This window comes from Leucothrix arctica, from assembly GCF_003172895.1.
GTDB classification, from domain to species: Bacteria; Pseudomonadota; Gammaproteobacteria; order Thiotrichales; family Thiotrichaceae; genus Leucothrix; species Leucothrix arctica.
This window is the reverse complement of the sequence record NZ_QGKL01000043.1, coordinates 67,051-93,946: the sequence shown is the minus strand read 5'-3', so window position 1 is coordinate 93,946 and position 26,896 is coordinate 67,051. Positions and strand designations below refer to the sequence as shown.

The 26,896-nt window shown below is 45.1% G+C and carries 20 protein-coding genes; 6 read left to right on the top strand and 14 right to left on the bottom strand.

Annotation, left to right across the window (positions count from 1 at the left end):
* Nucleotides 1-12 precede the first annotated feature (12 nt).
* From DKT75_RS20955 to DKT75_RS20945, 3 genes are all read right to left on the bottom strand, one after another.
* Nucleotides 13-3,369 carry a transglutaminase family protein gene (locus DKT75_RS20955; protein WP_109826751.1) on the bottom strand — a complete coding sequence of 1,119 codons (3,357 nt, stop codon included), beginning with the start codon at nucleotides 3,367-3,369 and terminating at the stop codon, nucleotides 13-15.
* 4 nt (nucleotides 3,370-3,373) lie between these two features.
* Nucleotides 3,374-4,339, bottom strand: a complete 966-nt coding sequence (locus DKT75_RS20950) for an alpha-E domain-containing protein (protein WP_109826748.1) — start codon at nucleotides 4,337-4,339, stop codon at nucleotides 3,374-3,376.
* An 80-nt stretch (nucleotides 4,340-4,419) separates the two neighbouring features.
* Nucleotides 4,420-5,856, bottom strand: a complete 1,437-nt coding sequence (locus DKT75_RS20945) for a circularly permuted type 2 ATP-grasp protein (RefSeq protein WP_109826746.1) — start codon at nucleotides 5,854-5,856, stop codon at nucleotides 4,420-4,422.
* Nucleotides 5,857-6,214: 358 nt separating this feature from the next.
* Between DKT75_RS20945 and DKT75_RS20940 the strand changes: the two genes are divergently transcribed.
* Nucleotides 6,215-7,039: a proteasome-type protease gene (locus DKT75_RS20940; RefSeq protein WP_109826744.1), complete on the top strand. Its 825-nt coding sequence runs from the start codon at nucleotides 6,215-6,217 to the stop codon at nucleotides 7,037-7,039.
* 21 nt (nucleotides 7,040-7,060) lie between these two features.
* On the top strand, nucleotides 7,061-7,930 hold the full coding sequence (locus tag DKT75_RS20935) for a transglutaminase family protein (protein ID WP_109826742.1): 870 nt from the start codon (nucleotides 7,061-7,063) through the stop codon (nucleotides 7,928-7,930).
* Here the strand turns inward: DKT75_RS20935 and hrpA are convergent.
* The 11 genes from hrpA to DKT75_RS20880 all read right to left on the bottom strand — a co-directional run bounded on the left by hrpA (nucleotide 7,927) and on the right by DKT75_RS20880 (nucleotide 24,102).
* Nucleotides 7,927-11,784 (bottom strand): ATP-dependent RNA helicase HrpA, encoded by a 3,858-nt coding sequence (gene hrpA, locus DKT75_RS20930; protein WP_109826740.1) that lies wholly within the window; start codon nucleotides 11,782-11,784, stop codon nucleotides 7,927-7,929. The two genes, DKT75_RS20935 and hrpA, sit on opposite strands and share 4 nt — an antisense overlap.
* Nucleotides 11,756-12,988 (bottom strand): GGDEF domain-containing protein, encoded by a 1,233-nt coding sequence (locus DKT75_RS20925; RefSeq protein WP_146201416.1) that lies wholly within the window; start codon nucleotides 12,986-12,988, stop codon nucleotides 11,756-11,758. The genes hrpA and DKT75_RS20925 overlap by 29 nt, the downstream gene beginning before the upstream one ends.
* Before the next feature lie 148 nt (nucleotides 12,989-13,136).
* The gene (locus DKT75_RS20920; protein ID WP_109826736.1) at nucleotides 13,137-13,775 is read right to left on the bottom strand and encodes an SPOR domain-containing protein; all 639 of its coding nucleotides are present in this window, start codon (nucleotides 13,773-13,775) and stop codon (nucleotides 13,137-13,139) included.
* Between the two features lie 104 nt (nucleotides 13,776-13,879).
* Nucleotides 13,880-16,102 (bottom strand): primosomal protein N', encoded by a 2,223-nt coding sequence (locus DKT75_RS20915; RefSeq protein ID WP_109826734.1) that lies wholly within the window; start codon nucleotides 16,100-16,102, stop codon nucleotides 13,880-13,882.
* A 15-nt stretch (nucleotides 16,103-16,117) separates the two neighbouring features.
* Nucleotides 16,118-16,948: an OmpA family protein gene (locus DKT75_RS20910; protein ID WP_109826731.1), complete on the bottom strand. Its 831-nt coding sequence runs from the start codon at nucleotides 16,946-16,948 to the stop codon at nucleotides 16,118-16,120.
* A 47-nt stretch (nucleotides 16,949-16,995) separates the two neighbouring features.
* Nucleotides 16,996-18,795 carry a hypothetical protein gene (locus DKT75_RS20905; RefSeq protein WP_109826729.1) on the bottom strand — a complete coding sequence of 600 codons (1,800 nt, stop codon included), beginning with the start codon at nucleotides 18,793-18,795 and terminating at the stop codon, nucleotides 16,996-16,998.
* A gap of 8 nt (nucleotides 18,796-18,803) precedes the next feature.
* On the bottom strand, nucleotides 18,804-20,315 hold the full coding sequence (locus DKT75_RS20900; RefSeq protein WP_109826727.1) for a hypothetical protein: 1,512 nt from the start codon (nucleotides 20,313-20,315) through the stop codon (nucleotides 18,804-18,806).
* Between the two features lie 156 nt (nucleotides 20,316-20,471).
* Nucleotides 20,472-20,714: a hypothetical protein gene (locus DKT75_RS20895; RefSeq protein ID WP_109826725.1), complete on the bottom strand. Its 243-nt coding sequence runs from the start codon at nucleotides 20,712-20,714 to the stop codon at nucleotides 20,472-20,474.
* A 17-nt stretch (nucleotides 20,715-20,731) separates the two neighbouring features.
* The gene (locus tag DKT75_RS20890; RefSeq protein WP_109826723.1) at nucleotides 20,732-21,877 is read right to left on the bottom strand and encodes a PilT/PilU family type 4a pilus ATPase; all 1,146 of its coding nucleotides are present in this window, start codon (nucleotides 21,875-21,877) and stop codon (nucleotides 20,732-20,734) included.
* Nucleotides 21,874-23,034, bottom strand: a complete 1,161-nt coding sequence (locus DKT75_RS20885; RefSeq protein WP_109826721.1) for a PilT/PilU family type 4a pilus ATPase — start codon at nucleotides 23,032-23,034, stop codon at nucleotides 21,874-21,876. Before DKT75_RS20885 ends, DKT75_RS20890 begins: the two co-directional genes overlap by 4 nt.
* A gap of 33 nt (nucleotides 23,035-23,067) precedes the next feature.
* Nucleotides 23,068-24,102 (bottom strand): type IV pilus twitching motility protein PilT, encoded by a 1,035-nt coding sequence (locus DKT75_RS20880; RefSeq protein WP_109826719.1) that lies wholly within the window; start codon nucleotides 24,100-24,102, stop codon nucleotides 23,068-23,070.
* Between the two features lie 48 nt (nucleotides 24,103-24,150).
* Here DKT75_RS20880 and DKT75_RS20875 point away from each other — a divergent pair, with 48 nt between their 5' ends.
* The 4 genes from DKT75_RS20875 to DKT75_RS20860 all read left to right on the top strand — a co-directional run bounded on the left by DKT75_RS20875 (nucleotide 24,151) and on the right by DKT75_RS20860 (nucleotide 26,882).
* Entirely contained in the window at nucleotides 24,151-24,834 is a 684-nt protein-coding gene (locus DKT75_RS20875; protein WP_109826717.1) for a YggS family pyridoxal phosphate-dependent enzyme, read from the top strand.
* A gap of 23 nt (nucleotides 24,835-24,857) precedes the next feature.
* A complete protein-coding gene (gene proC / locus DKT75_RS20870; RefSeq protein ID WP_109826715.1) occupies nucleotides 24,858-25,697 on the top strand; it encodes a pyrroline-5-carboxylate reductase in 840 nt (279 codons plus the stop codon).
* A gap of 12 nt (nucleotides 25,698-25,709) precedes the next feature.
* Entirely contained in the window at nucleotides 25,710-26,267 is a 558-nt protein-coding gene (locus DKT75_RS20865; protein ID WP_109826713.1) for a YggT family protein, read from the top strand.
* Between the two features lie 159 nt (nucleotides 26,268-26,426).
* Nucleotides 26,427-26,882 carry a DsrE family protein gene (locus DKT75_RS20860; RefSeq protein WP_245923293.1) on the top strand — a complete coding sequence of 152 codons (456 nt, stop codon included), beginning with the start codon at nucleotides 26,427-26,429 and terminating at the stop codon, nucleotides 26,880-26,882.
* Nucleotides 26,883-26,896: the final 14 nt, after the last annotated feature.

Sequence of the window (26,896 nt, the reverse complement as noted above, 5' to 3'; positions counted from 1 at the left end):
CCCTTAAAGTCGTTACAGCGTATTACGCATATCTAACGTGTAAGGGTATTCATTAGACTCTTTCACTTCTAGCTCACTAAACTTAGTCTCACTGGTCGTGTGTGACTGAATATCTCTTTGAATATCCTGATAACCAGGGTTAGAGATAGACACAGGCGAGTGACCAAAGTCCCAATAACGACTATTACGGCGAGACTCAGCTTCTAGTGGATTAAGCGGAGCATACTCAGGATTCATACCACCTGGGTGTGCCACATGGTAAGTACAACCACCGACTGAACGGTCATTCCAAGTATCCACAAGATCAAGCACCAATGGCGCGTGAACACCAATAGTAGGGTGCAATGCTGACGGCGGGTTCCAAGCGCGGTAACGGATACCCGCAACATACTCACCATGCTTACCCGTATTCTTAAGCGGTACACGTTGGCCATTACAAACCAATATGTAACGAGAATCAGTAAGGCCTTCTAGCGTCACCTGAACACGCTCAAGCGACGAATCAACATAACGTGCTGTACCTTGACTGCCAGACTCTTCACCCAGTACATGCCACGGCTCAATCGCGTTATAAAGATGCATGCTCATGTCACCAATTTGTACCGACCCATAACGAGGGAAACGGAACTCAATAAACGGTGTTAGCCAGTCAAACTTAAAGTCATAACCTGCATCGTTTAGATCACGTACCACGTCTTTCATGTCTGACTCGACATAGTGACGTAGCATAAAGCGGTCATGTAGCTCTGTGCCCCAACGAACCAATGGCTTCTTGTAAGGCTTGTCCCAGAACATCGCAACTAATGAACGAATCAGCAAACCTTGCATCAAGCTCATACGTGCATGTGGTGGCATTTCAAAACCACGGAACTCCAAGATACCTTGACGTCCAGACGCAGAGTCTGGCGAATACATCTTATCAATACAGAACTCAGAACGATGAGTATTACCCGTTAAATCAGTCAGCAAGTGACGGAGTAAACGGTCAGATAACCATGGTTGATCTGTCTCGCCTTTAGGCATTTGAGAGAATGCAATATCAAGCTCATACAGCTTCTCGTCACGACCTTCATCCACTCGCGGTGCCTGACTGGTTGGACCAATGAATAGACCAGAGAACAGGTAAGACAAAGCAGGGTGATGTTGCCAGTAAGTAATAATACTTTGCAGTAGCTCAGGACGACGTAAGAACGGGCTATCCAGTGCGTTAGCAGCACCCAATGTCACGTGATTACCACCACCAGTTCCAGTGTGGCGACCATCATGCATGAACTTCTCAGTCCCTAAACGTGTCAGACGTGCTTCTTCGTAAAGTGCTGTAGTATTTTTTACCAAGTCATTCCAGTTGCTTGCTGGGTGAATATTCACCTCAATAACACCTGGGTCAGGCGTTACCGCAAACGACGTCACACGTGGATCACGCGGTGGCGGGTAACCCTCAATACGTACAGGCGTTTCAAGCTTGTCAGCAGTCGCTTCAATTGATGAGATCAAGTCTAGATAGTGCTCTAGGTGACTCATCGGTGGCATGAAGATGCATAGGCAACCATCACGCGCTTCAATAGACATTGCCGTATGTGGAACGTCGACTAAGATCTTCTTAGCTTCATATGCTTGCTGCTTTTTAGACTTTTTCTTGTCTGATTTCTTAAAGCGACCTGCAACATCTTTCTCAAAATTGCTTAGCTCATCACGCTCTTCAAGACCGCAACGCTCAACTTGAATCTCACGCTCATCCTCAGCTTGCCAAGGTAGAGAACCCAACGGTAAACGCAGACCCATTGGTGAATCACCAGGGATAAGCAGTAACTTGTCGTTACGGAATTCCCAAGGCGCAGAGTGCCAACCTTGTTGTACAAAGTCCCAAGCAATCGGTAACGCGTAACCCGAAGGTGTGTCTAAGCCACGTAATAATACGCGAGCAATAGCCTGACGCTCTAGCGAGTCTTTCAGGTCGACCTTTTCTGAGTCTAAGTTTGCAGGGAGTGAGCCTTCTTTCCACAAGAAATACATCTTGTCTTCATAAGCAGGCACGACATATTTCTCATCGAGACCAAGATGCTTTGTCAGTAACTTACTAAACTTCTCTGCCGTTTTCTCATCGTGCTTGTAGTCGGTGTTATCCGCTGCAATCAGTTCAGGATTCTTCCAGATGTTAAAGCCATCATTACGCCAGAAGCAACTCAGCGCCCAACGTGGAATCTCTTCACCCGGATACCATTTTCCCTGCCCATAATGCAGTAAGCTACCTTTAGAGAAACGGTCTTTCATGCGCAGGAATAGCTCACCCGCAAGGCGACGTTTATCATCCCCTAGTGCGCCAGTATTCCACTGCTCGTCTTCCATATCATCGATAGAAACGAACGTTGGCTCGCCACCCATCGTTAGTCGAACATCACCCGCGGCCAAGTCTCTATCAACTTGATAACCGAGTGTGTTAATTGCTTCCCACTGACTTTCTGAATAAGGCTTGGTAACACGAGGGTCTTCAAAGAAACGTTGAACCGTGTTGCTGAAGTCAAAATCGACAACTTCACACTTTTCCATACCACCGGTAACAGGTGCAGCACCGTAAGGGTCAGGCGTACAGGCTAGTGGAATGTGTCCTTCACTGGCGAATAGTCCAGAAGTAGGGTCAAGACCAATCCAACCTGCACCCGGGATAAATACTTCACACCATGCGTGTAGGTCAGTGAAATCTTCTTCTGGGCCAGAAGGGCCATCCAATGATTTTTCATCTGAAGTAAGCTGTACTAAGTAACCTGAAACAAAGCGTGCCGCTAAGCCTAGGTGACGTAGAATATTGACCATCAACCAAGCGGTATCACGGCAAGAACCTTTTCCTAGCTTAAGTGTTTCTTCACAGCTTTGAACACCCGGCTCCATGCGTATGTTGTAACCAATTTCTTTTTCAAGGCGTTGGTTTATCTGTACAAGTAAATCTTGAACACGAATTTTAGAGCGGTCAACGGTCGACATCCACTCTTCTAATAGCTTGTATTTGCGGCCTTTCTTAAGGTAAGGCGCTAGCTCAGCTTTAAGTACTTTTTCGTATTGAAAAGGGTAGTTTTCTGCATACTCTTCGACGAAAAACTCAAACGGGTTGATGACCGTCAAATCAGCAATAAGGTCTACTTCAAACGAAAACTTTTTAGTCTTCTCTGGGAAAACAATACGCGCTTCGTAGTTACCAAACGGGTCTTGCATCCAGTTGATGTAATGGTCTTCTGGCTCTATTTTAAGAGAATATGATTGTATAGGCGTACGTGAGTGCGCCGCAGGTCTTAGTCGGATGACGTGCGGAGACAGTGTAATCGGCCGATCATATTCGTAGCTTGTTTTGTGGGAGAGTGCGACTTTAATAGTCATCTAGTTAGACCTCAGTCTGTGTTTGAGTTTGTTCAGGTGCAACCGCACTAAGGAACCACGTTGTGGCGATGATTTGGTGTAACTCGTTGATACCTTGCTGGGTCTCGTCAAAGAACTCGCTCAGGTCTTCCAACTGGACTTTACCATGCTGTTTGTATGAGTCTAGGTTGGAAATCAACGCATCAATGTTTTTAATGAATGTTTCATTGCGCGGTAAATTTTCTGCCAGCGACTTAGTTGAGTCTAGACAATGCTTGATTGACCGAGGGAATTCATCTTCGCCGATAAGGAAGCTCAATACGGGTTTAGGCGATATCATCGGGCCATTGACCATGCGGTACATCATCACAGCATTGTGAGCTTTAAGAATCTCCAGCCAAATGTGGTTGTCAAAAGTTCTTAAATTGTCTGCGCGACTAAGTAATACACCTGCCGCAACATCCAGTAGGCGAGTCGTCATATCAGCGCGTTCGATACAGGCGCCTAGGATTAAAAACTCATAGACTTGTGTACGGCTAAGCGTGGTGCGAACCATACCGTTGAAACGTTGGCATTTAGAGACAGTGTCTTTGAGGAATTGAAAACGGTTACGTTGGTGTAACGCCTCTTCAGCGCCTTTTTTGAGAAACAAGTTTAGGTCATTGAGCATTTCCCATGCTTCTGCTGGTAGTCTATCTCGTAAAGTACGGGCATTTTCTCTCGCCGCTTTTACTGCCGATCGAATAGAGCTTGGGTTTTCTTCGTCGCAAAGTAAAAACTTGATGACATTGCTTTCCGTCGCTTTGTCGTAGCTTTCGTAAAATAACTCTTCAGATGCCATTATTTTTAAGAGTACATCCCAGCCCAATTTTCCCGAGCTAGGGATGTCCATCATGACGTGTGTAAAAGCATTTAATAGGCGAGCGGTGTCTTCCGTTCGCTCCACATATCGTCCTAACCAGTAAGTACGCTCTGCATTTCTAGATAACATAGCAGTATCCTTTTATCGTATAGAGTAGTCCAGGTAACAGTATCCTTGTTACCCACTTTTTATTGTAGAAAGTTGAGCGTTTACGTTTCCACAATCCAAGTGTCTTTGCTTCCTCCACCCTGTGAGGAATTTACAACCAGCGAGCCTTCAGTCATGGCAACACGTGTGAGTCCACCTTTTGTTACCCAGCAATCTTTGCCTTGTAATATAAAGGGACGAAGGTCGAGATGACGAGGTGAAATACCCGCATCCGTTACAACAGGCGCAGTCGATAAGCTTAATGTCGGTTGAGAGACGTAGTTGCGCGGGTTGGCTTTAATCAACTTCCGGAATTCTTCGTGCTCTTCTTTCGTTGCTCTTGGGCCAATCAAAATGCCGTAACCGCCTGACTCATTGACAGGTTTAACGACTAACTCTTCGATATTGTCCAACGTGTATTGAAGGTCTTCTTCAATGTGACATAGGTAAGTCTTCACGTTTGGAAGAATTGCTTCTTCATCAAGGTAGTATTTAATCATGTCTGGGACGTAGGCGTATACTGCCTTGTCGTCCGCAACACCGCTGCCTGGGGCATTGGCAATAGCTACTTTACCTTGTTTCCAAGAGCGCATAATGCCTGGCACACCTAGCATCGAGTCCTTATTAAATACTTCAGGGTCTAGGAATGTGTCGTCAACACGACGGTAAATTACATCAACCATGCGCTTACCATTAACGGTATGCATATAGACGCAGTCGTCTTCATCAACGAATAGGTCAGCACCTTCTACTAATTGTGCGCCCATTTCTTGTGCTAAAAATGAGTGTTCAAAGTAAGCAGAGTTATAAATACCCGGTGTAAGCACTGCAATAAGAGGCGCGTCTACGTTGCGAGGTGATAGCGACGCTAACATCTCATAAAGCTTAATTGGGTAGTCTGACACCGGCATTATGCTTTGCTCGTCAAACAACTCGGGAAAGGTTCGTTTTGTAACGCCACGGTTTTCTATCATGTAAGAAACGCCGGAGGGAACACGCAAGTTATCTTCAAGCACCCTAAAGGTGCCTTCACCGTCACGCACCAAATCGGTGCCTGAAATGTTGGCCCACACGCCATGTGGGGGTGTAATACCCTTACAAGCCTCTAGGTAATTACTTGAGCCGTCAATTAAATGACCCGGTACAACCCCGTCTTTGATTATTTTTTGATCGTTATAGACGTCATTAATAAACAGGTTTAGAGCTTTAAGTCGCTGCTTAAGGCCTTTATCAACTTGTTCCCACTCATCCGCAGAGATGGGGCGAGGGATGATATCAAACGGCCAGTCACGGTCGATGTTATTGCCTTCGGAGTAGACGGTAAAAGAGACGCCCATTCCTTCTATACATAGCTGTGAGGCTTCTTTTCTAATCTGTAATTCTTCATTCGAAAGTGATTTTATATACTTTAGTAGGTTTGCAGCAACGGGACGAGGTTTATCAATATCTTCTAAAACCTCATCAAAAAACGGTGCTGGGTCATAGGTATTCCACTTCATGGACTGTTTCCTTTAAATGGTGTCTTTGTGATAGCGAAGGTTTACCTAGTATCAAGCAAACTCCATGCCATTCCCTGTGTATAGTTAATATATCCAAACGTTTAGCTAGTTTACAAAACTATTTTTTAATCTTTTAAAGTAAAACTTTTGATTTACGGGTAATATCCTGACTAAGAAATTACCTCCTTCGAGCTAAGGAGTAGGCTACTAAAGTGTAATTTTTTATTTCTGATACTATTCTATCACAGTATAAAAATTACACACCTCTTTCAAATGACCTACTGAAGGTTGTTTGGTCAATATACCCCAAAATTAAGCATGTATTTGCTTATGATTAAATTTTAAACGAAAAAAAACGATGACTTACTGTATAGCAATTAAAACTAATACCCATTTGATCTTTGCATCTGACTCACGAACGAATGCGGGCCCAGACCATGTGAGTACCTATAGCAAAATTTTTAGTTGGGGGATTCCGGGAAAGCGTCAGTTTGTATTATTAAGTGCTGGAAACCTGGCAACAACACAAGATGTTGTGATGCAAATCAACCGTGATATTCGGGAGGAAGAAGAGACCAATCTCCACACGGTTAAGTACCTCTCCGATGCGGCTGATTATGTTGGAAGGGTAAGTCTGATGATGCAGAATAAACACAATAATGCACAGATGACGTCTGGGTTTAATGCAGAATCAACCTTCATTCTTGGTGGTCAGATCGGATTAGATCCACCTGAAATCTTTATGGTGTACCCACAAGGAAACCATATTACCTGTCCTGCTATGACGCCATTTTTGCAGATTGGTGAGATTAAGTACGGTAAGCCGTTACTTGACCGAGTGATCGTTGAAGATACACTAGAGGAAGATGCCATTCGTGCTGCGATGGTTTCAATGGACTCAACGATGCGAAGTAATGTAACGGTAGGGCCACCCATTGAAATTATTAGTTATGACGTTGGAACTTTAACGCCTGGTCAGTATCGTATCTTCCGTAATAGTGATGCGTACTTGCGTCTATTACGTAAACGCTGGGGTGAGGCATTGTTAGAGGCTTTTGGTACGCTGCCAGAGCTACCAGTGTTATCAGAATCTCAAAAGGCTTCGTTATCATCGTCACCTGCTCTTCAGAAGTTGCCTGTTAAGAGTGCTCCTGTTATTTCTGACCCTGATATTGCTCAATAAAAAGTTACTTAAGGATTTGACATGAGAAGGTTGAGAATTAGGCACACGACGAGTTATCAGTACCCTAATGAGGTTATGTTTTTGCCTCATAAGCTACTGTTTCGTCCTCGTGAAGGACACTATGTAAGAATTAAAAACTCATTGCTAACTATTGAGCCTAAGAATCAGGTGCGATGGCATCGAGACATATCTGATAATAGTGTTGCTGTGGTTACCTTTGAGAAACCTAGTGACAAGTTATATATATCAAGTGAAGTCATTATTGAAAATCGTGACGATGCACCGTTAGATTTCTTGATTGAGAAGCATGCAGTGCACTTTCCTTTTGAGCATGCTGCTGTAGAGCTTAATGACTTAATCCCTTATCAAGCGTCGACGTTTCCTGATGATAGCAAGGCGATTGAAGACTGGATTCATCAGTTTTGGAAGGTAGGTCAGAAGATAGAGACTTATGTGTTGTTGGATAATATCAACAAGGCAATCAAGAATCAGATCGTTTACAAGGTACGTGAAGAAGCAGGGGTTCAAAGCCCGCTAGTGACGTTGACTAAGAAAACCGGTTCTTGCCGAGATATGGCGACGCTATTTATCGAAACGTGCCGTGCATTAGGCATGGGCGCTCGATTTATCAGTGGCTACCAGTATGTGAAAGGCTTGCCGATAGAGTCAGGGTCGACACATGCTTGGTCTGAAATTTACTTGCCGGGTGCGGGTTGGAAAGGCTTCGACTCTACTTCGGGTAAAGTGGTTGATAGTAGCTATATTCCGATTGCCGTTAGCTCAAACCCTGAAACGGTACCGCCAATTTCGGGTGCGTTTTCAGGGTTTATTGATGAGCCACCGGTTATGACTGTGGTCGTTGATATTGTTGAGATTACTGAAAGTTTCTAAACGCTATTAATCAATTGCCATTGTTTCTTTAATCGCTTGTCAGAAACAGGCATTGAAGTTCCAAGTTCTTGTGCAAACAACGACACACGGAGCTCTTCAATCATCCAACGATATTGTTGAGTTTCGTGATCGTGAATCAGCTCTGGTTTACTCTTAATTAGCTGTAAATATTGCTCCATGTGCTTAGTTGCAGGCAGGCGTAATTCACGATCCTTTTGAGCCGAATGACCAAGTTTTTCCAAACGTCGTTCAATCGCTTTCAAATAGCGACCGTATTCCTTCAGTGTTACTAAGCTCAAGCTATCTAAAAAGCCAGGGTAAACTAATTGCTCTAGCTGCTGCTTAATATCGCCCAGCGCTTGAAGTGCTTGCGGGTTGATACTGCCTTTTAAGCCTTTACGAATGGCGTGCACGCTAGGTAAACAAACGGATAAGTACTCACAAATGATATTTGCGGTAGGGATTAGCTGAGCTTTATTCGTTTCTAATTCTTTATTGAACGCTGCTTCGCCACGCACATTTTTACAATCAAACGTTAAGCGGAAACTGTTATCTACGATGCTCTTTTTGAGCTCTTTGCAGCTACCAGTAGAGGCGTAGTTGAGACAAAGCTTTTGTGCATCTGGCAGGTTCTTTTCTAAGTAGGTTGCGTCTTTTTTCATTGCTAGCATATACAAGCGTCGTAAGCCTGTTTGCTGTTCAGCCTTAGCTTGGTTATCAAACAATTGAATGGCAACGGAGTCTTTTTTGTCAACTAACGCTGGCCATGCCTTGATCTGCATTCCTGCTGTTTTAACGATGGTATCTTCAGGTAAGTCGCCAAAACTCCAGTCTGTGATGCTTTCTTGTTCAATGCTTTGTGTTGCCTGTTTTTGCAGATTGGCGCTCGTGGTTCGCTCAACGCCATTTTTTAAGACGTCTAAATCACGACCTGACTTAATGATTTTTCCTGCTTCATCGACCACAGCAAAGCGCATACGGTGATGATCAGAGAACGTCAGTGATTTGAGTGTCTCAGTGTCGATTTTAGTCCCAGACATACGGTGTAACTGGTGAGCTACCGCAGACAGCAAGCTTTCATCGTCACTGGTTTTGAGCGATTCACAACAGGCCTTTGCATAATCTGGCACAGGTACAAACTGTTTGCGTGTTTGCTTAGGTAAAGAACGAATCAGTTCCGTGACTTTATCTTCCAGCATACCCGGTACAAGGTAGTCAAAACGTTGCGAGTTTAGCTGGTGTAATGCTGCAGCAGGCACACGTAAGGTGACACCATCAGTCTCGTTACCCGGTTCGAAGTGGTAGGTCAGCGGCAAGCGCATATCATTCACTTCAAGACTGTCTGGGTATTGTTCGGCTTGCACATGTGAGTCATCACGCTGCATCAAGTCTTCTTTGGTCATCATCAGTGTCTGAGGCTTTTTCACGGCAATTATCTTGCGCCATTTCTCAAACGCTTTACCGTTGTAAACATGCTCAGGCAGGTGCTTATCGTAGTATTCAAAGAGTATGTCTTCGTCGACAAGAATATCGCGACGACGCGCTTTTGCTTCAAGTTTTTCTACTTCTTTGATTAGCTCACGGTTGTGCTTTAAAAACGCCGCTTTACTGTCAAACTCACCGTAGACCAACGCATGACGAATGAATATTTCACGTGATGTCTTAGGGTCAATCGGGCCAAAGTTAATACGACGCTGTCCCACAATCGTGATGCCGTAAAGCGTGGTGCGCTCATCAGCGCCGACTTGTGCAGGACGTTTTTCCCAACGCGGCTCGCTGTATGTGCGACGAATCAAGTGCTGACCAAGCTGTTCAATCCATTCGGGTTGAATCGCGGCAACAGTGCGTGCAAATAAGCGTGACGTCTCAACCTGCTCAGAGGCCATAATCCACTTAGGTGTTTTCTTACGCAGTCCTGAAGCAGGGAAGATCAATAGCTTGCGGCCGTTAGCCCCAAGGTACTCTTGGCGCTCTTCATGCAGCGCAACGTGGCCAAGTAGGCCTGTCAGCAAGCTTTGGTGAATAGACTCGTAACTTGCCTCATTACCTGCTTCTTTTATGCCTTGGTCTTTCAGACTTTCTTTAAGCTGGCGATAGATATCTTCCCACTCACGCAAACGCATGTAGGATAAGAATTCTTTTTTGCAAAGCTGGCGATATTTATTCTGAGTGAGTTCTTTGCGTTGTTCTTGAGTGTAATTCCATAACTTGAGATAACTCATGAAGTCAGACTTTTCGTCTTTAAAGCGTGCGTGTTTTTCATCAGACGCTTGTTTCTTGTCCATCGGGCGTTCGCGAGGATCTTGGCTAGCTAGGGCGCTGACGATAATCAGTGTTTCTTTTAATGCACCAAACTTTTGTGCCGCTAACAACATGCGGCCCAAACGTGGGTCGGTCGGCAAATGCGCCAACTTGCGTCCCATTTCGGTGATTGTATTGTCTTCTGTCACCGCACCGAGTTCAAATAACAGCTTAAAGCCATCTTTGATCATGCGTTGGTCTGGTGCTTCTACAAACGGGAAGTCAGCGACATGGCCAAGCTTGAGTATCGCCATTTGTAAAATAACTGAAGCAAGGTTGGTACGCAGTATTTCTGGGTCGGTAAACTCGCTACGACTGTCAAAGTCTTCTTCGCTGTATAGGCGAATAGCAATACCGTCACTAGTACGACCACAACGACCTGAGCGCTGGTTAGCCGATGCTTGTGAGATAGCTTCAATAGGTAGGCGCTGTACGCGCGCACGCCACGAGTAGCGAGAGATTCGGGCAACACCCGTATCAATGACGTAGCGAATCCCCGGAACGGTCAGAGAGGTCTCTGCAACGTTGGTTGCTAAGACGATGCGACGCTGACGGCCTGAGTTAAAAATTTTGTTTTGCTCAGCAGCGGACAATCTCGCAAATAGTGGCAAGATTTCCATGCTAGCAGGGTGGTGCTTACGTAATGCCTCGGCCGTTTCACGAATTTCTCGCTCGCCTGACAAGAACACCAAAATATCACCGGGGTCATCACGCAGTAGTTCATCACTCGCGTCAATGATGCCTTGGATCTGGTTTCTATCTAACTCGTCAGGATCATCAGTGACGAGAGGACGGTAACGTATCTCAACAGGGAATGTTCGCCCTGAGACTTCGATAATTGGCGCACCATCAAACTGTTTTGAGAATCGCTGTGGATCAATCGTTGCTGAAGTGATTATCAGCTTTAGGTCTTTACGGCGTGGTAGTAACCATTTGAAGTAACCTAAAAGGAAGTCGATATTTAGACTACGTTCGTGGGCTTCATCAATAATGATCGTGTCATATTGATTCAAGAAGCGGTCACTACGAATCTCGGCTAACAAGATGCCGTCGGTCAGCAAACGAATGTAGTTATCGTCACTGCCTTCTTCATTAAAGCGAACCTTGTAACCAACAATGTCACCCAATGGTGACTTTAGCTCGTCAGCAATACGGCTTGCAACGCTGCGAGCGGCTATACGACGTGGTTGTGTGTGGGCAATTAGACCATCAACACCTCGACCTAGCTCCAAACACATTTTCGGTATCTGTGTGGTTTTACCCGAACCTGTTTCACCACAAAGAATGGTGACTTGGTTTTCACTAATACACTTGAGTATGTCTTCCCGACGTTCGCTAACAGGTAGCTCAGGTGGGTAGGTAGGTTGTGGGAGGTTTTTTAGACGATGCTCTCGACGGGCACAAGAAGCATCAATGGCGAGCTGCATTTTTTCAAGTGCAGCCTCATCAGGGCTTTTTTGCAAACGCTGCAGGCGTCGCGAAAGCGTAAAACGCTGCGACCCCTGGCATTTAGAGAGTTGTTCTTTAAGTTCGTGTAGCTTCTTTTTCGGCATATTTTTGCAGCACTAAGGCAAGACGTTGTTCGCCGCACTTTTGTTCTGCAACACGATTACGTCCCTGTTTTTTAGCTAGGAACATCGCGTTATCTGCGGCATTCATGAGCATCGCAGGGTACATTACTTCCTCTTCATCGTCATCCGAATTATTTTCTTCAGGCGGAGGACAGCAAGAAACACCAACGCTAACAGTGATTACACCGTGGTCAGTGCCTGCGTGTTCGATCTGTAAGCTTTCAACTTTAGAGCGTAGCTTCTCACCGAGCATAGCCGCATTTTCCATAGTGGTATTTGGCAGCAACACCGCAAATTCTTCACCACTGTAACGCGCCGCAAGATCGGCAGGACGACGTGTAACTACTTCCATGCACGAAGCAATAGCCTTCAAGCAGTTGTCACCAGCACGCTGGCCTTGAGTCTCGTTGTACTTACTAAACTCATCAATATCGATGAGCAACATAGAGATAGGTACGCCATCCCGTGTTGAACGACGCCATTCATTTTTGAAGGTTAGGTCAAAGAAGCGACGATTAGAAATTTGTGTCAATGGATCAGTATTTGCCTGCTTTCTCAATGAAGACTGCGAGTCACGAAGCTCCATGAGGGTGCGGTGGATATAGTCTGAAACAGAATAGATCGTTGCAGCAAAAACAATAACGGCGATAGGCAGTAGGTAGCCATTCGCATCACTACTTCTATTGATAACCAGTGAAACAACTAACGGTGTGAGTACTGCAATGATTTGGATACTGAAAGCAAAGCGAGAAATAGCCAGCACAGGTATAGAAATCAATAACACACTAAACAAGGTGATGGTAAGCAGTACTTGGTGTGCGAAATCGAAAGGCATCAGGATAAATCCTGCGATACCCCAAATGGTATTGATAATGCTTGTCAGCAAGATGTGCTTATTTGCCCAAAGGACAATAGCGCCAGAGTCATGAAAATGATCAGGATTAAACTGCTGAGTAACACGAAGGCGATAGAAGCAGGTTGCGACTAAAAGCACTAACCAAATCGCTAGGTAATAAGTGAGGTAACCGTCAGAGTTCGCTTGATGATAACGTGCAAAAAACACGCTCAATACAGCGGCCAGTGCTAAGTTTCCCCAGAATCCTAACGTGGTCTTGCGGTAAAGCGTAGTGACTTGTTCCTGCTTTATTTCCGTCATTACCCCTGAGTGGACGGTATTAATACTCACTTGATAGCCTCTATGGTCGTTTGAAAGTGCCAGCCAATCATTATTGTGATTGATTATTGTTGATAGTGAAGCCCAATTTTTGAACAGCTGGTCGGTAAATCATCAACCCCATCAATGAATTACCTTATATCGACCAGATCATAGCATATTATCTAACGCGTCTGACAAGCGGATCATAACCAAGGCCTTTAACTTGGCTTTTCCAGTCTTCTAGTTGAACTGGAGCAACAGGGCCTGCAAGTACACGGTACCAAGTTGTACCCTTGCTAGAGTACTTTTGTACGGTTGCAGCAACACCACGTTGGTTTAGTTTACGTTGTGAGCGATCAGCCTGTGCTGAAGACTTAAATGATGCAACTTGCAGCATGTAGTCGCCCGATTGTGCTGATCTAGCTTCTACTTGTGTCGCAGTGTTCGCTAGTGCAACTGTGCGTGGTTGAACCGGCATATCAATACTTGGCAAAACCGCGTGGAAGCTAAAGATGGCACGTTTTTTAGGCGTAGGCTCTTCTAAAACGTCAGGTAGTGGCGTCGGACCAGAGTTTGTCTTACTTGTAATCACCGCATCGGTATTTTGCTGATTGGCTAGTGTCACACGCTGAGCATGTGTCAGTTCAGATGCTGGTACATCTGGAATGTTAGCTGCGAATGATGGTGTATTGCGGTTAGCATAAAAATACATGCTTAGACCAACTAATAGACCCATGAATACTCCGGCAAGCATCCAAGCCATTCCTGTTTTATAGCCTGATTCGGCTGGCTTTGCGTTTTTGAAATCTTTTTGCATAACAGTATTTCAACGTCCGATTTAATTGTAGTTTTTCTGAATAGTGCCATTCGTCTTGTCATTAGGCAAGATAAAGTGAAAATTATTTCTCAATAAACATGAGCTTACATGAAGTTCGTAGGATCAACATCAAGTGTATAGCGAAGATCCTTCGTCTTTTTTTGACGCTTCATTGTGCTAATTACTTGATCCAAAAAACAATGTAGAGAAGAGCGTTTTGTTGCGCTAACCATCATCTGGTAGCGGTATCGACCTGCTCGCTTTTCTAAAGGCGAAGGCATTGGCCCCAATAAACCTATTTCCCCAACTTGTTCAGACATTACAACCTGTAGATCATTCCTCACTCCTTGTAAAAAGTGAAGTCCTGCCTCGAAGTGCGGTGTGTTTGCTCGGATTAACGCATGAAACCCATAGGGTGGATATTGCCAAGCTTGTCTTTCTATTAATAATTGTGCCGCTACTGCTCTGTAGCCCTGTGTCAGTAGTTGGTTCAGAAGAGGGTGTTGCGGTTGACTCGTTTGTAAAATAACGCGACCCGGTTTTTCCCCTCTACCTGCTCGTCCACTGACTTGGACAATTTGCTGAGCTAATTGTTCCTGTGCGCGGTAGTCCGTACTAAATAGTGCTTGATCAATGTCTAAAATCCCAACCAGTGTAAGGTTCGGGAAATCGTGCCCCTTTGTTAACATTTGCGTGCCGACCAAAATAACGGGTTTGCCCTCCCGTACAATTTCCAATTTTTTTGCCAATTCACCCTTTCGGCTAGTGGTATCTCTATCCACTCTCACCACTGGTGTTTGTGGGAAATATGAACAGAGTAATTGTTCAATCCTTTCTGTACCATGACCGTGAGTGCTTATTTGTGGATTTTTACACGAAGGACATTGCGTTCCTACCTGTTGTTGATAGTCACAATGATGGCAAATAACCTTATTTCGGGATGCGTGATAAGTCATGTCTGTATCACAGGCTGGGCAGACGGCATGCCAGCCACAGCTATTGCATAATAGTACCGGTGCAAAGCCTCGACGATTCAAAAACAGCATTACTTGGTTGCCATCTTTAATTTGTTCGGCGACCAGTTTTAGTAATGTATTGGATACACCCGCTTCTGTGGTTTGTCCTTTTAAGTCGAGAATAGACGTCTTAGGAGGGGTACGTGTGCCGGGACGACTTTTTAGCTGTAGGTAGTGATAGCGTTTGCGGTCTGCATTGAGCAACGTTTCTAGCGCAGGTGTTGCACTACCTAAAATAATGGGAATTTTTAACTGGCTCGCACGTTTAACTGCAAAGTCACGAGCATGGTAGTGGAAGCCTTCTTGCTGCTTAAACGAGCCATCGTGCTCTTCATCAATAACAATGATGCCAAGGTTTTCAAAGGCACAAAATATGGATGAACGTGTTCCGACCACAACATCTGCTTCCCCGCTATGAGCACTTTGCCAGTTTTGCGCACGTTGGGTGTCATTCAGTCCAGAGTGCAAGGCGACGACAGTCTGCTGAGGGAAGAAGTCACAGAAACGTTGGAATAGTTGGGGTGTTAAACCTATCTCAGGGATCATTAATAAGGCTTGCTGACCCTTTTCTAAAACAGGCTTGATGGCACGCAAATAAATTTCGGTTTTACCGCTACCCGTAATACCGTGCAGCAAGACGGGTTGTAATTCGTCAGCTTCAACCCATTCGGCTAGTTGCGTCAGGTTTTGCTCTTGCTCGTCACTAAGCTCTATTAGGTGTTGGTTAGGGTGGTCAACGTCAGTACCCGATGACTTTTTAGGGACAACCAGTCTCCGCTCGGCCCAACCTTTATCTTCTAATTGCTGCATTGGCTTACGCCACTTACTCATCATTAGACTTGTGAGTTGCGCTTCTGTGAGGCTACTCTTTTGCAGTTTAGTGAGTAAGTCTTGTTGCAGTTTGGCACGTTTGATTTGACTAAGCGCGTCATCTACATCGGTGCACTGTAAATGCCATTCAAAGTTTTCTTGTAACGGTCTTCCGGCTCGCAAGCGGTTGGGGAGGGCGGTGAAGAAGACTTCGCCAATGGGGTGGTGATAATAAACACTGGCCCACTGAAGTAAGTCTAATAAGGGTTTGTCGAGTAGTGGCGCTTCATCTAATACTGACTCAATGGGTCTGAGTTTTTCAAACTCACTGACAAAGCCATTTTCTATGACAATACCAACAACGCTATGGTTTGGGCCGAGAGGCACACGCACGCGACAGCCAGGATCGGGTAAAGGCTGGCTGTCACATTCGTAATCAAAAGCTTGATATAGCGGTCGCGGTATAACGACCCTAAGCGTATTAGGTGGTGTGTTTGGCATGCCGCAGTTTAACGCTTAGCGCGTAGTTTGTCGGCTTCCTGTTGCAGTAATTTCTACACGACGGTTCTGTGCGCGTCCTGCTTTTGTTTTGTTGTCAGCAACGGGTGTGCTTTCACCTAAGCCAACCGTTGTCATTGATGATCGCATTAGACCTTGTTGAGCTAGGTAGTCAGCGACTGCATTGGCACGCTTAAGTGACAGGACTTGGTTTGTAGACGCAGAGCCTGAGCTATCAGTATGGCCTTCTATAAGTAAGCGAGTAATAGTGGTGTTCGCTGCGCTTAAACTACGTGCTAGTGAATTTAGTTTTGTCTTGCCGTCAGCACTTAGACGAGAGCTACCCGTTTTAAACGTTGCACTACCATTAAGTGTTAAGCGACGCGTTGTATTTTGTGTAGCGGCAGGCTTTGATGTTGCCATCACTTTTGCAGCAGCAGGTTTTGGAATGGTTGTTACCTTGGCGCTAGAAATAGGTGCTTGCGTAGGCTTGGTAATAACAGGTGCTGCAACGGTCATTTTAGGTGCGGTAGCGGTTACACCAAAAGCAGAAGTGGTTCCGGTACTTGCAGTTGTAGCTGTGCTTGTATTATTTGTTGCTACGACCGTGGGTGCTTTTAGTATCGTTTTACGCATCGGCACAGTAAGGTCGGTATTGACTTCAGGCACGACAGGCGCGGCTTTCTTTGCAGTAGTAGTCACCGCTTTTTTCGTCTCTTCCTTTTCTTGACCATACAGCTGACTACCAGGTATAGAGGAAAGGTTTTGAGTACTACAAGCAGTCGTTAATGCAATTAGAGTAAGTAGTGATAACGCTTTAGATGCAGGCTTTATAATAGTTTTATTCACGTTTCGATCTCCCAATTTATGACTTATTTTCAAACATCTTAACTAATTTATTGCAGGGTCACCACTGGGCGCTCAAATAAAGCTTCAAAGACGACTTTAGCCATGTCTTGAAGCTCACTGATATTGTACGTCGAGAGTGCCTTATAGATTTCTACCTTCTCATCGACGGTTAAACGATGGTTAGGTGAAATATCTTGCAGCAAGTAGGTGTCTTGCATGGCAGAAAATATAACAGAAGATGCGTAATACTCAGGCTGTCCTTGAGTCATTGAATTAATTGAAAATAACAATAACTTGGTGAGCCAGACTTTGTGGTTTGAGTCGGTATAGACCAGTTGTGTTAGATAAGCACCTAACTCTTCAAGACTGCTTTCGACGCCACGCTCGCTGAGTGATGAGAACTCTTCTGCTACCCAGCTAGGTTCTTTCCAGTCGCCTTTTTCAATCTGATGATAAGCCTCGTGATATTCAATGCTCGGTAACAGACTTGTCATGAGCTTTTCAAGCTCAGCCTTTGCCGCTTTTTGGGCGGGTTGAGGTTTTGGCTCTCGCAAGGTATCCATCATTCCACTAATAACGTCGAGCGCACCTTCTGAGCTTGTTGCTGGAAGTGAGCGCTGCAAAGTTTGCTGCATACGTGATGAAGCTAGGTGTTGTTGGTCGAGTAGCATTTCTTTAGCGGCACTGCGAAGCAACTTCAATGACTCTGGGCTTGAGAAAAGCTCAGTGATATCTGACTTGTAGTTTTTGGTAATATTTTCTTCAATGTCGTAGTAGCCCTGTAGCCAATAAGGGATGATGAAAGAGCGTCCCTGAAAGGTAAGTGCGGGTAATACTGACTGCTCACTGAAGCGTTTTATTTGATCCAATAGAATAAGCGAGCCGATACCTTGGCTCTTAAACGTGAGGCCCAGCGCACCATCAGCGGCTGGCACTCTATCTGCACGGTAGACGTGATAAAGCGGTAGCTCTTCATCTTCTAGATTGTCTTCGATGTAGTCTAGCGCCTTTCTATCTTGGACTTTGTACACGGTAATAATGCCGGTACGGCAAAGTGGCACGCTATCATCAACTTTTTGTTCATTAAGAAGGCGGCTCAGCAAGTTAATGATGGCATTTTCTTCTTTGTCGACTCCGGGAGCAAAGCTGCTGCACTCATCGGTAAATAACTTAGGCGACATATAGTAAGGCAGATTCTGTATATCCATCTCAGCATTCAGTCTTTTGAAAAAGATCATGACTTCTGCGCTACTTAACGTGTCATCTTGCATGCTGGATAGGGCACGTTCCATCTCTGTACGTACCCCACCTTTGTTAGGGACTAAGCTAACAATGTGCTGTTTTTCAAGCTCGGCTTTTGCAAGAATTTCTTCTAATGGTTTTTGTGCAGCGTACTGCTTAGCAACTAAAGCTTGGTGCAGTAGTTCACTGTAGTAGGGCATACGGTCTGCTAAGGCGAGGTGCATGTTTTTATTTACATACCACGTATGAGCTTGCCAGCTTCCAATAAGCAAACCTGCAATGATCAGCGGGTAAAATATGACTTTTGACAAAGGACTAAGTAGGGTTGATGGCATGATGCCGTCTCTAAACCAAACTTTTTGTTGCAAGCGCTGTTGCATGGCACCGATAAAGTCTCGACGAAATACGGGGTAAATCCCCTGCGTCTTAAATGTGCCAAGCACGGCTTTTTTATGCTTGATGTAGCGCATCGCTAATACATAGCGTAACGGCAGTATCCAGTGGTCATAGAAGCTCGGCTGCTCAAACCCGTCAGCAGTCATCGCTTCAATGTTTTCGCTATTGGACTCTTGTTCAATCAGCTTTAGTAATAGACTGTCTATCATGTTGCCTCCTAGCGCTTAAGCCACTGTAAGACATCACGTACTTTCGCGATGCGTTCATCAGAGGTTTGTGTAACATAGCAGTCAGTTGCGACAACTAGTTGGTCAGCTTTTTGTCGAGCAACGGGGTCTTTAATCGAGTCACTCAGTCCGCGTTGGAAGCCAGACCAGTCCCAGTCACAAATGTATTCTGGTAAATGTTTAAAACGTTCTGCAACGTTTCCTAGTGCAATAGCCGCATCTGCATTGTTATTGTTCTGCAAATAATAAATTCCTGCCAATGCGTCTTTAATTTGTTTGTAGCCATCAGTCAGCAAGCCACTGTTGTTGATGTCGTTATGCAATGCGGCGAACGTTTTAGGGTCGATATTTGCAGTGACATACGTTTCTAGTAAATCGAGGTCAACTTCTGCTGCAACACTCCGAAGGACGGGTGATTGGTCGCGTGCTTTTTTTAAGGCGTTGCGTGCCGCTTCTAGCTCACTAACGGCTGTATCTAGGTCGTTGAAATATAGCCATGCCAGTGCACCAGACTCTCTATGTCCAGAAGCGACTCGCCATGGCTCAGGGCTAGATTTTGCAATAAAGGAAACGGACTCTCTAAAGCATGAGTACATCGTTCTAGCTTTTTCGATGTCACCACTTTTGTGATAATTCGCAGTCAGGTGCCAGTAACTTGAGTTGATGGCACTTGGATCTTTAGAACACTGCATTTTTCTTGAGTATTCGATGGCTTTTTCATAGTTTTCTTGACGAGAGAAGCAGCGAAGCGCAACACTTTCTAAATCTGATTTAATATCAATTTCACTGCGTCGCCATTTTACTTCTTTACCAATAGCTTGAATTGAAGTTTCAACTTTTGCACAGTCTTTTTCATTATCAAGCACTGCACGGTAGGAATTTACAATTAGCTCAATTTCGTTTCGTCTAGCGCCACCAGCGGTTGGCATGTCGTTGCATTGGGGGGCAGGCTCAAGGCTGCACTGGAAGGCGCCACTTCCGTCACCCTCAGTATTATTCCCACCGGTGTCATCATCTTCTTGCAGGCCTTGTTGACGAAACCGCTCTTGCATACTTGAGGAAGTCATTGACGCGAGTAGTTCGGCTGGCGTTAGTGCGGATGCAGAGCTGCTAAAGTCAAAACTTAGGTCTGGGTTTGCCTGAACTAAATTACTGAGTACTTGCTTAGTTTGTCTGTCTGCGAGCCATTCAACAAATAGAAAGGTTTTTGGATCGGTTTGAGCTTGTTGCTCGGCAAAGTCATTATCAATATAACGAAAAGTTGCGTAAGCGGCGCCTGCGAGTACCACAGGGATCATCAAGAACGCTGCAAGTTTTACTTTCAAACGAGTTTGAGCACTACCAGCGCGATCAATAGTTGCTTGGTTGCGTTGTTCCGTTCGGCCTTGGGTATACTTGATGGTATCTAGGTATTGCTGTTGAGCTTCACTAGATTTATTAGCTTTACGTAGCTCTTCTGCTCGCTGATAAAGCAGCTTAGAGTCACTGTCCGATCTGTTCATACGTCGTTATGTCCGAGCGCAAAAAAAATGCTTGTAAGCTGAGGCCTACAAACAGCGAGAAAATTATCATAATTATCGTCGCGATACATCGTGAATTCCAGTATGTGGTTGAGCCAACTATACCAGACTTTTTCCCCCAAGCTGTTAGCCTTTAGATTAAGGTGTAATAGCGCCAACGACTGTGCCGGCAACTGCGCCGCCAACCAATCCGCCAACGGGTCCACCAGCGACTGTGCCTGCAACTGTACCTGCAACGGTTGCGCCTGCAGTCACTACTGCGCCGGCAACTTTAAACGGTACTTTTGCAACACCAATTGTCGCACCTGCAACTTGCTGGCCTGAGCAGCCAACAACAAAGTAAGTACTTGCAACTACGGTCAGTAGCATTAGTTTTTTCATGGTATTCCCCTAACTATTTAATGTTCTAGTTCCGGCAGTTCTGAGCCGTTTTGCTCGGAGGTTACCCCATGCTCGTCGTCTGTTCCAGCCTTTTGTTCAAAGTTAATGCGCCATTCGAGGTTGTTTTTAGAGGTCGCATTTTCTAGTGCTTTCTCTTTGGTGATTCGACCCGCTAGGAAAAGCTTTACTAAAGACTGATCAAACGTGTGCATACCATCGGTTGAGCCTTTCTCTTGCAGTTGAGCCAACTCATGAGTATTACCCTTACGAATAATTTCACTAATGAAGGGCGTATTGATCAACACTTCACTGGCGAGTACACGTCTGCCATAAACATCTGGAATCAATCGTTGTGCAACAATACCCCGAAGGTTAAGCGACAAGTCCATCAAAATCCGTTGCTTTTGCTCAGCAGGGAATAGGTACAATAATCTATCTAGTGCTTGAGTCGTATTTGTTGCATGTAGCGTGGTAATGACCAAGTGACCTGTGTCGGCAAACCCCATTGCAGAGTCAACTGTTTCGGTATCTCGTACCTCACCAACCATGACAACGTCCGGTGCTTCACGCATCGCTTCACGCATCGCGTTTTTGTAAGACAAGGTATCAAAGCCGACTTCACGTTGGCCAATGATTGACTGGTCGTGTGTGAAGATAAACTCAATAGGGTCTTCGATCGTCAGAATATGCCCAGCATGTCGCTCATTTCGGTACTGAATTAATGAGGCCATTGATGTGGATTTACCCGCACCAGTAGAGCCAACGAATAGCACAAGGCCATCCTTTTTCATGACTAATTCTTTGAGTACTTCCGGTAAGCCTAACTCTTCAGGTGCCATGATGTCTGAACGCACGTGGCGCACGACAAGAGATACTTCGCCTCGTTGATAATAACCATTGACTCGAAAACGACCAACGCCTTCAATGGCAAGGCCTTTATTAACTTCACGCGTGGCTTCAAAAGTTGCCCACTCTTCGTCGCTAAACATTCCTTTGGCTAAGTTCTCAACCATGCCCGGCTTTAACGACTCTTTCGTTAGGTGCTTGAAGCCTCCCATCACTTTAAGTGAGACCTTAGCGCCAGTCGTTAAATATAAATCAGACGCTTCGTACTTCACCATTGCTGCTAGAAGCGCGGCTATCTTTAAAGGACTATCACTCATAGTGCAGCCTCGTCATAAACGTCTTCGATCGACATGCTATCTGTACCTTCGAAGAAATCTCCACCTTTTGCCTTACGGCTATGCAGCTTCAGTTGTAGTCTTAGATCATTGATCGAGTCAGCATTTCTCATGCCTTCTTGAACAGTAATTAGACCTGCATCAATCATTTGGAAGAGTGCTTGGTCAAACGTACACATACCCAACTGGTTCGACTTGGCCATGAGCTCTTTCATGCCTGCTATGTCACCCTTCAAAATCAGGTCAGCCATCATCGGTGAATTGATCATGACTTCAACGGCAGGGAAGCGTCCCTTACCGTCTTTAGTACGAGTCAGACGCTGTGACACAATGGCTTTCAAGTTAAGCGACAAGTCCATCAAGAGTTGCTCACGTCGCTCTTCTGGGAAGAAGTTAATGATACGGTCAATCGCTTGGTTAGTGCTGTTAGCATGAAGGGTGGTCATACATAAGTGACCGGTCTCAGCGTAACTTATGGCATATTCCATCGACTCGCGGTCACGTACCTCACCCAATAAAATCACGTCAGGCGCCTGACGCAGAGTGTTCTTCATAGCGATTTCATAGTCTTCAGTATCGAGACCAATTTCACGCTGAGTGATTAAGCAGCCTTTGTGTTGATGAGTAAATTCAATCGGGTCTTCAATGGTAATAATGTGGCCTTGTGTTGCCTCATTTCTCAAATCGACCATCGCCGCAAGTGTTGTCGACTTACCCGAACCTGTAGAACCCACCATGATAATCAAACCACGCGTCGTCATCGTTAAGTCTTTAAGCACTGGTGGAATACCTAGCTTTTTGAAGCTTGGAATATCACTTGGAATATGTCGCAAAACCATGCCTGCACAACCACGCTGGGTAAATGCATTTACACGAAAACGGTCAGACCCAGGAAGGCTAATAGAAAAGTTACCTTCCATGTGCTCTTCAAAGTTACGCATCTGTTTGTCGTTCATGATTGAACGAACCAACATGCGTGCTTGGTCTTCATTCAACTTTTGGTTAGACAGTGGTTTCATTAGACCGCTGACTTTCACGCTAGGTGGCGCACCTGCGGTGACAAAAAGATCCGAACCATTAAGCTTTAAGACGTTATGCAGCAGACTATGAACGTATGCCATTGCACTTTCTTTATCCATAATAGTACTCCCTGAAAGTGTTATTTTTATTATTTAGATTGCGTCTGGGCTATCTGCTTTAGATATAGCAACTTCTTTGGTGATTAGCCCTTGAGAAACCAACTTTTGCAATGCCTGATCTAGGGTTTGCATACCCTCACCAGCACTGGTTTGTAGTGTTGATTTCATCTGTGCGATTTTGTTCTCACGAATCATTGATCGAATAGCACGTGTGCCGATTAGAATCTCGTGAGCAGCGACTCGTCCGCCGCCTGTTTTCTTAAGTAGTGTCTGAGAAATGATTGCTTCAAGTGACTCTGAAATCATTGAGCGAACCATGTCTTTTTCAGCGGCAGGGAATACATCAACAATACGGTCAATGGTTTTTGGTGCGCTGGTTGTATGGAGTGTTCCGAACACTAAATGACCCGTTTCAGCAGCGGTTAGTGCAAGTCGAATTGTCTCAAGGTCACGCAGCTCACCGACCAAGATAGTATCGGGATCTTCACGAAGGGCTGAGCGTAGTGACGCTTCAAAGCTCTTAGTATCACGATGAACTTCTCGTTGGTTAATCAAGCATTTCTTACTCTCGTGAACAAATTCTATCGGGTCTTCAAGGGTCAAAATATGGCCGTAGTCATTCTTGTTTTTGTAGTCAATCATGGCTGCAAGCGTCGTCGACTTACCAGAACCTGTTGGGCCAGTTACTAAGACTAAACCACGCGGCTTATCAGTGATCTTCTTAAAGATCGACGGAGCGTTTAAATCTTCCAAGCTAAGGATCTTACTTGGGATTGTTCTGAATACAGCTGCCGCACCACGGTTTTGGTTAAATGCGTTAACACGAAAGCGAGCTACGCCAGGGATTTCGAATGAAAAGTCAGTTTCCCACTTTTCCTCAAAGTCCTTACGTTGCTTATCATTCATGATGTCGTAAACCATGCTGTGAACATCTTTATGCTCAAGCTCTGGTAGATTGACGCGACGCATGTCGCCGTCTACACGAATAATAGGAGGCTGACCGGCCGAGATATGCAAGTCAGAGGCGTTATTCTTTACCGAAAAGGCCAGCAGTTGTGTAATATCCATGATTAGACTTTTTATTATTTAGAAAATACAGGTTTGACCGTACCATAGATGCCTAATATCCCTCATAATCTTCAGACAATTGGCGCAGAGATTGCCGAGTGTTGCAAGCCTGTTAATCGGGCGTTTGGCCACGTTCAGTTGTTAGCCGTCAGTAAGCGCCATGGTGTAGATGCTATCAAGCAAGCATATGACGCAGGACAGCGTGCATTTGGTGAAAACTATGTGCAAGAACTGGTCGAGAAAGCACAAGCGTTGAAATCACTCGATATCGAGTGGCACTTCATTGGCGCCCTGCAATCCAATAAAAGCAAAGACATTGCCGACATTGCCGACTGGGTGCATACCATCGACCGCTTAAAGATAGCGCGTCGTTTGAGTGAGCAACGTCCTGCTGAACTACCTCCACTTAACGTGTGTTTGCAGCTCAATGTAAACAATGAAGAGAGTAAGTCGGGAGTCGGCCTCAGTGAGCTCGAAGCATTAGCAGAAGCAGTGTCAAAACTACCTAATTTGAAACTGCGCGGCCTCATGGCGATCCCAGAAGCGACACACGATGAGGCGACGCAGCGCGCTAATTTCGCTTTAGTTGCCGCCGCAAAAGATACCTTAAATGCCAAAGGCTATGAGCTAGATACCTTATCAATGGGTATGAGTAGTGATATGCCCGCTGCCATTGCCGAAGGCGCAACGATTGTAAGAATTGGTACCGCTATTTTTGGTGCCCGAACCTAAGAACAAACAATAGGTACACACGCATGACAACGAATACAAAAATCACCTTTATCGGCGCTGGCAATATGGCTAGTAGCATTATTGCAGGCTTAGTTGAGTCTGATTCTGCGGTAGAAATTACGGTATCTGACCCTAATGAAAGTCAGCTTGACGTGGTTCGTGCGCAGTTCCCAAACTGTCATACAACGACTGATAACCATCAAGCGGTGAGTACTGCCGATGTGATTGTACTCGCAGTGAAGCCACAGGTTATGCAAGTGGTTTGTGAAGGCTTAGAGCCGAGCGTCCAAAAAACGAAGCCAATGATTATTTCAGTTGCGGCAGGTGTCAGTGAGTCTAGCCTTAGCCGTTGGTTAGGTGGTGAGCTTCCTGTTGTACGTTGTATGCCAAACACGCCCGCGTTAGTGGGTGCAGGTATGTCAGGTTTATATGCAAATTCACGCGTTAGCGCTGAGCAAAAGAACCTAGCAGAAAGCATGTTACGTGCGGTTGGCGTAGTGATGTGGCTTGATAATGAAGATATGCTACATGCTGTTACCGCAGTATCGGGTTCAGGCCCTGCGTATTTCTTTCTAGTCATGGAAGCGATGCAGCAGTCAGCAGAGTCATTTGGCTTTACGCCAGAGCAAGCTCGCTTGTTGGTACAGCAAACCGCGTTTGGTGCGGCTAAGTTAGCGATGGAAAGTGTTGACTCAGCAGCAGTACTGCGCGCAAAAGTAACCTCGAAAGGCGGCACAACCGAAGCAGCGATTAATGACCTCCAAGCGTCAGGTCTTGAAGGGATATTTGATAGTGCCTTGAAAGCTGCAGCTAATCGCTCAATTGTATTAAGTGGCGGCCAGCCAGCTATTGAAAAATCATAAGGATAATTTGTTATGTCAGTGATGTTAGATATTGGTGTTTTTTTAGTTCAAACCATATTGTCGCTTTATACTTCCGCGATCATTTTGCGCTTCTTATTAGGATACGCACGTGCTGATTTTTATAATCCGCTATCGCAGTTTTTGGTCAAAATAACCAACCCAGTGTTGGTACCCGCAAGACGCTTTTTGCCATCTATTGGTAAGCTTGATACATCTGCAGTGGCAGTGGCTTACATCATTATTTTGATTAAAGGCATATTGCTTAATTCGATGATGAGCGCCGGTTTTAGTATTGTCAGCCTACTGTTTATGTCGGTCGGTGAACTGATTAGCTCAGTGATTTGGATGTACATTATCGGGCTATTAATTATGGCAGTTATTAGTTGGATTGGTAGCGCACAAGGCAACCCTGTATTGCCGTTGATTAATAGTTTAACGGCGCCATTGCTTGCACCTTTTCGTAAATTCATTCCGCCAGTGGGTATGATGGATTTAACACCGATGGCTGCTATGCTGGCTTTGTATATATTATTGATTGTCGTTAAAGGGATTTTTCATCCAGTTTTCTAATGGTTGGATACTCTAAATGTTAACGACTGAAAGCCTCGTATGTGTATTCATTTCGAGGCTTTTTTTGGACTTGAAATCTGTGTCTAGTCCAAGTCAGTTAGTATCAATATTGGTTAGGTTAATAAGCCGTTCAACGATGGCAAGAGCAAGGAAAGAATAATGAAAGCAATGTTAGCGAGTGTATTAGCGTTGGGGTTGGCCTTAGTTGTCAGCATGGTGTCGTTTGCCAAGGAAGTTGAGGATGCTTCTGACGGTTTTGAGCCTGATCATAAGGTCGTGATTCAAGTCAGTACGGCCGATCCAAAAGTTCATGCATTGGCGTTGAGTAACGCTGTAAACCTGCAAAAGCATTATGGCATTGATAATATCGCGATTGAGATTGTGGCTTATGGCCCGGGGCTGAGTATGGTCACAAAACAAAGCACGGTACTTGAGCGTGTAACTAGCCTGATATTTGAAGATGTTACGGTTACGGCCTGCGGTAATACCATGGATACGATTGCTCGTAATACAGGTAAGCAGCCTGAGTTGATTGAAGGTGTCGGTAAAGTTCAGACGGGTCTGGCGCGTATTATCGAGTTGCAGGAACAAGGTTATAGTTACGTACGACCGTAAGCGCCGACAGTCTT

What these genes read in the sequence shown, in the direction of transcription:
- DKT75_RS20920 (WP_109826736.1), bottom strand. Translation starts at nt 13,775, where the DNA reads ATGCAAAAAGATTTCAAAAACGCAAAGCCAGCCGAATCAGGCTATAAA.
- DKT75_RS20950 (WP_109826748.1), bottom strand. Translation starts at nt 4,339, where the DNA reads ATGTTATCTAGAAATGCAGAGCGTACTTACTGGTTAGGACGATATGTG.
- hrpA (WP_109826740.1), bottom strand. Translation starts at nt 11,784, where the DNA reads ATGCCGAAAAAGAAGCTACACGAACTTAAAGAACAACTCTCTAAATGC.
- DKT75_RS20895 (WP_109826725.1), bottom strand. Translation starts at nt 20,714, where the DNA reads ATGAAAAAACTAATGCTACTGACCGTAGTTGCAAGTACTTACTTTGTT.
- DKT75_RS20915 (WP_109826734.1), bottom strand. Translation starts at nt 16,102, where the DNA reads ATGCCAAACACACCACCTAATACGCTTAGGGTCGTTATACCGCGACCG.
- DKT75_RS20955 (WP_109826751.1), bottom strand. Translation starts at nt 3,369, where the DNA reads ATGACTATTAAAGTCGCACTCTCCCACAAAACAAGCTACGAATATGAT.
- DKT75_RS20860 (WP_245923293.1), top strand. Translation starts at nt 26,427, where the DNA reads ATGAAAGCAATGTTAGCGAGTGTATTAGCGTTGGGGTTGGCCTTAGTT.
- DKT75_RS20905 (WP_109826729.1), bottom strand. Translation starts at nt 18,795, where the DNA reads ATGATAGACAGTCTATTACTAAAGCTGATTGAACAAGAGTCCAATAGC.
- DKT75_RS20865 (WP_109826713.1), top strand. Translation starts at nt 25,710, where the DNA reads ATGTCAGTGATGTTAGATATTGGTGTTTTTTTAGTTCAAACCATATTG.
- DKT75_RS20940 (WP_109826744.1), top strand. Translation starts at nt 6,215, where the DNA reads ATGACTTACTGTATAGCAATTAAAACTAATACCCATTTGATCTTTGCA.
- DKT75_RS20885 (WP_109826721.1), bottom strand. Translation starts at nt 23,034, where the DNA reads ATGGATAAAGAAAGTGCAATGGCATACGTTCATAGTCTGCTGCATAAC.
- proC (WP_109826715.1), top strand. Translation starts at nt 24,858, where the DNA reads ATGACAACGAATACAAAAATCACCTTTATCGGCGCTGGCAATATGGCT.
- DKT75_RS20935 (WP_109826742.1), top strand. Translation starts at nt 7,061, where the DNA reads ATGAGAAGGTTGAGAATTAGGCACACGACGAGTTATCAGTACCCTAAT.
- DKT75_RS20875 (WP_109826717.1), top strand. Translation starts at nt 24,151, where the DNA reads ATGCCTAATATCCCTCATAATCTTCAGACAATTGGCGCAGAGATTGCC.
- DKT75_RS20890 (WP_109826723.1), bottom strand. Translation starts at nt 21,877, where the DNA reads ATGAGTGATAGTCCTTTAAAGATAGCCGCGCTTCTAGCAGCAATGGTG.
- DKT75_RS20880 (WP_109826719.1), bottom strand. Translation starts at nt 24,102, where the DNA reads ATGGATATTACACAACTGCTGGCCTTTTCGGTAAAGAATAACGCCTCT.
- DKT75_RS20900 (WP_109826727.1), bottom strand. Translation starts at nt 20,315, where the DNA reads ATGAACAGATCGGACAGTGACTCTAAGCTGCTTTATCAGCGAGCAGAA.
- DKT75_RS20945 (WP_109826746.1), bottom strand. Translation starts at nt 5,856, where the DNA reads ATGAAGTGGAATACCTATGACCCAGCACCGTTTTTTGATGAGGTTTTA.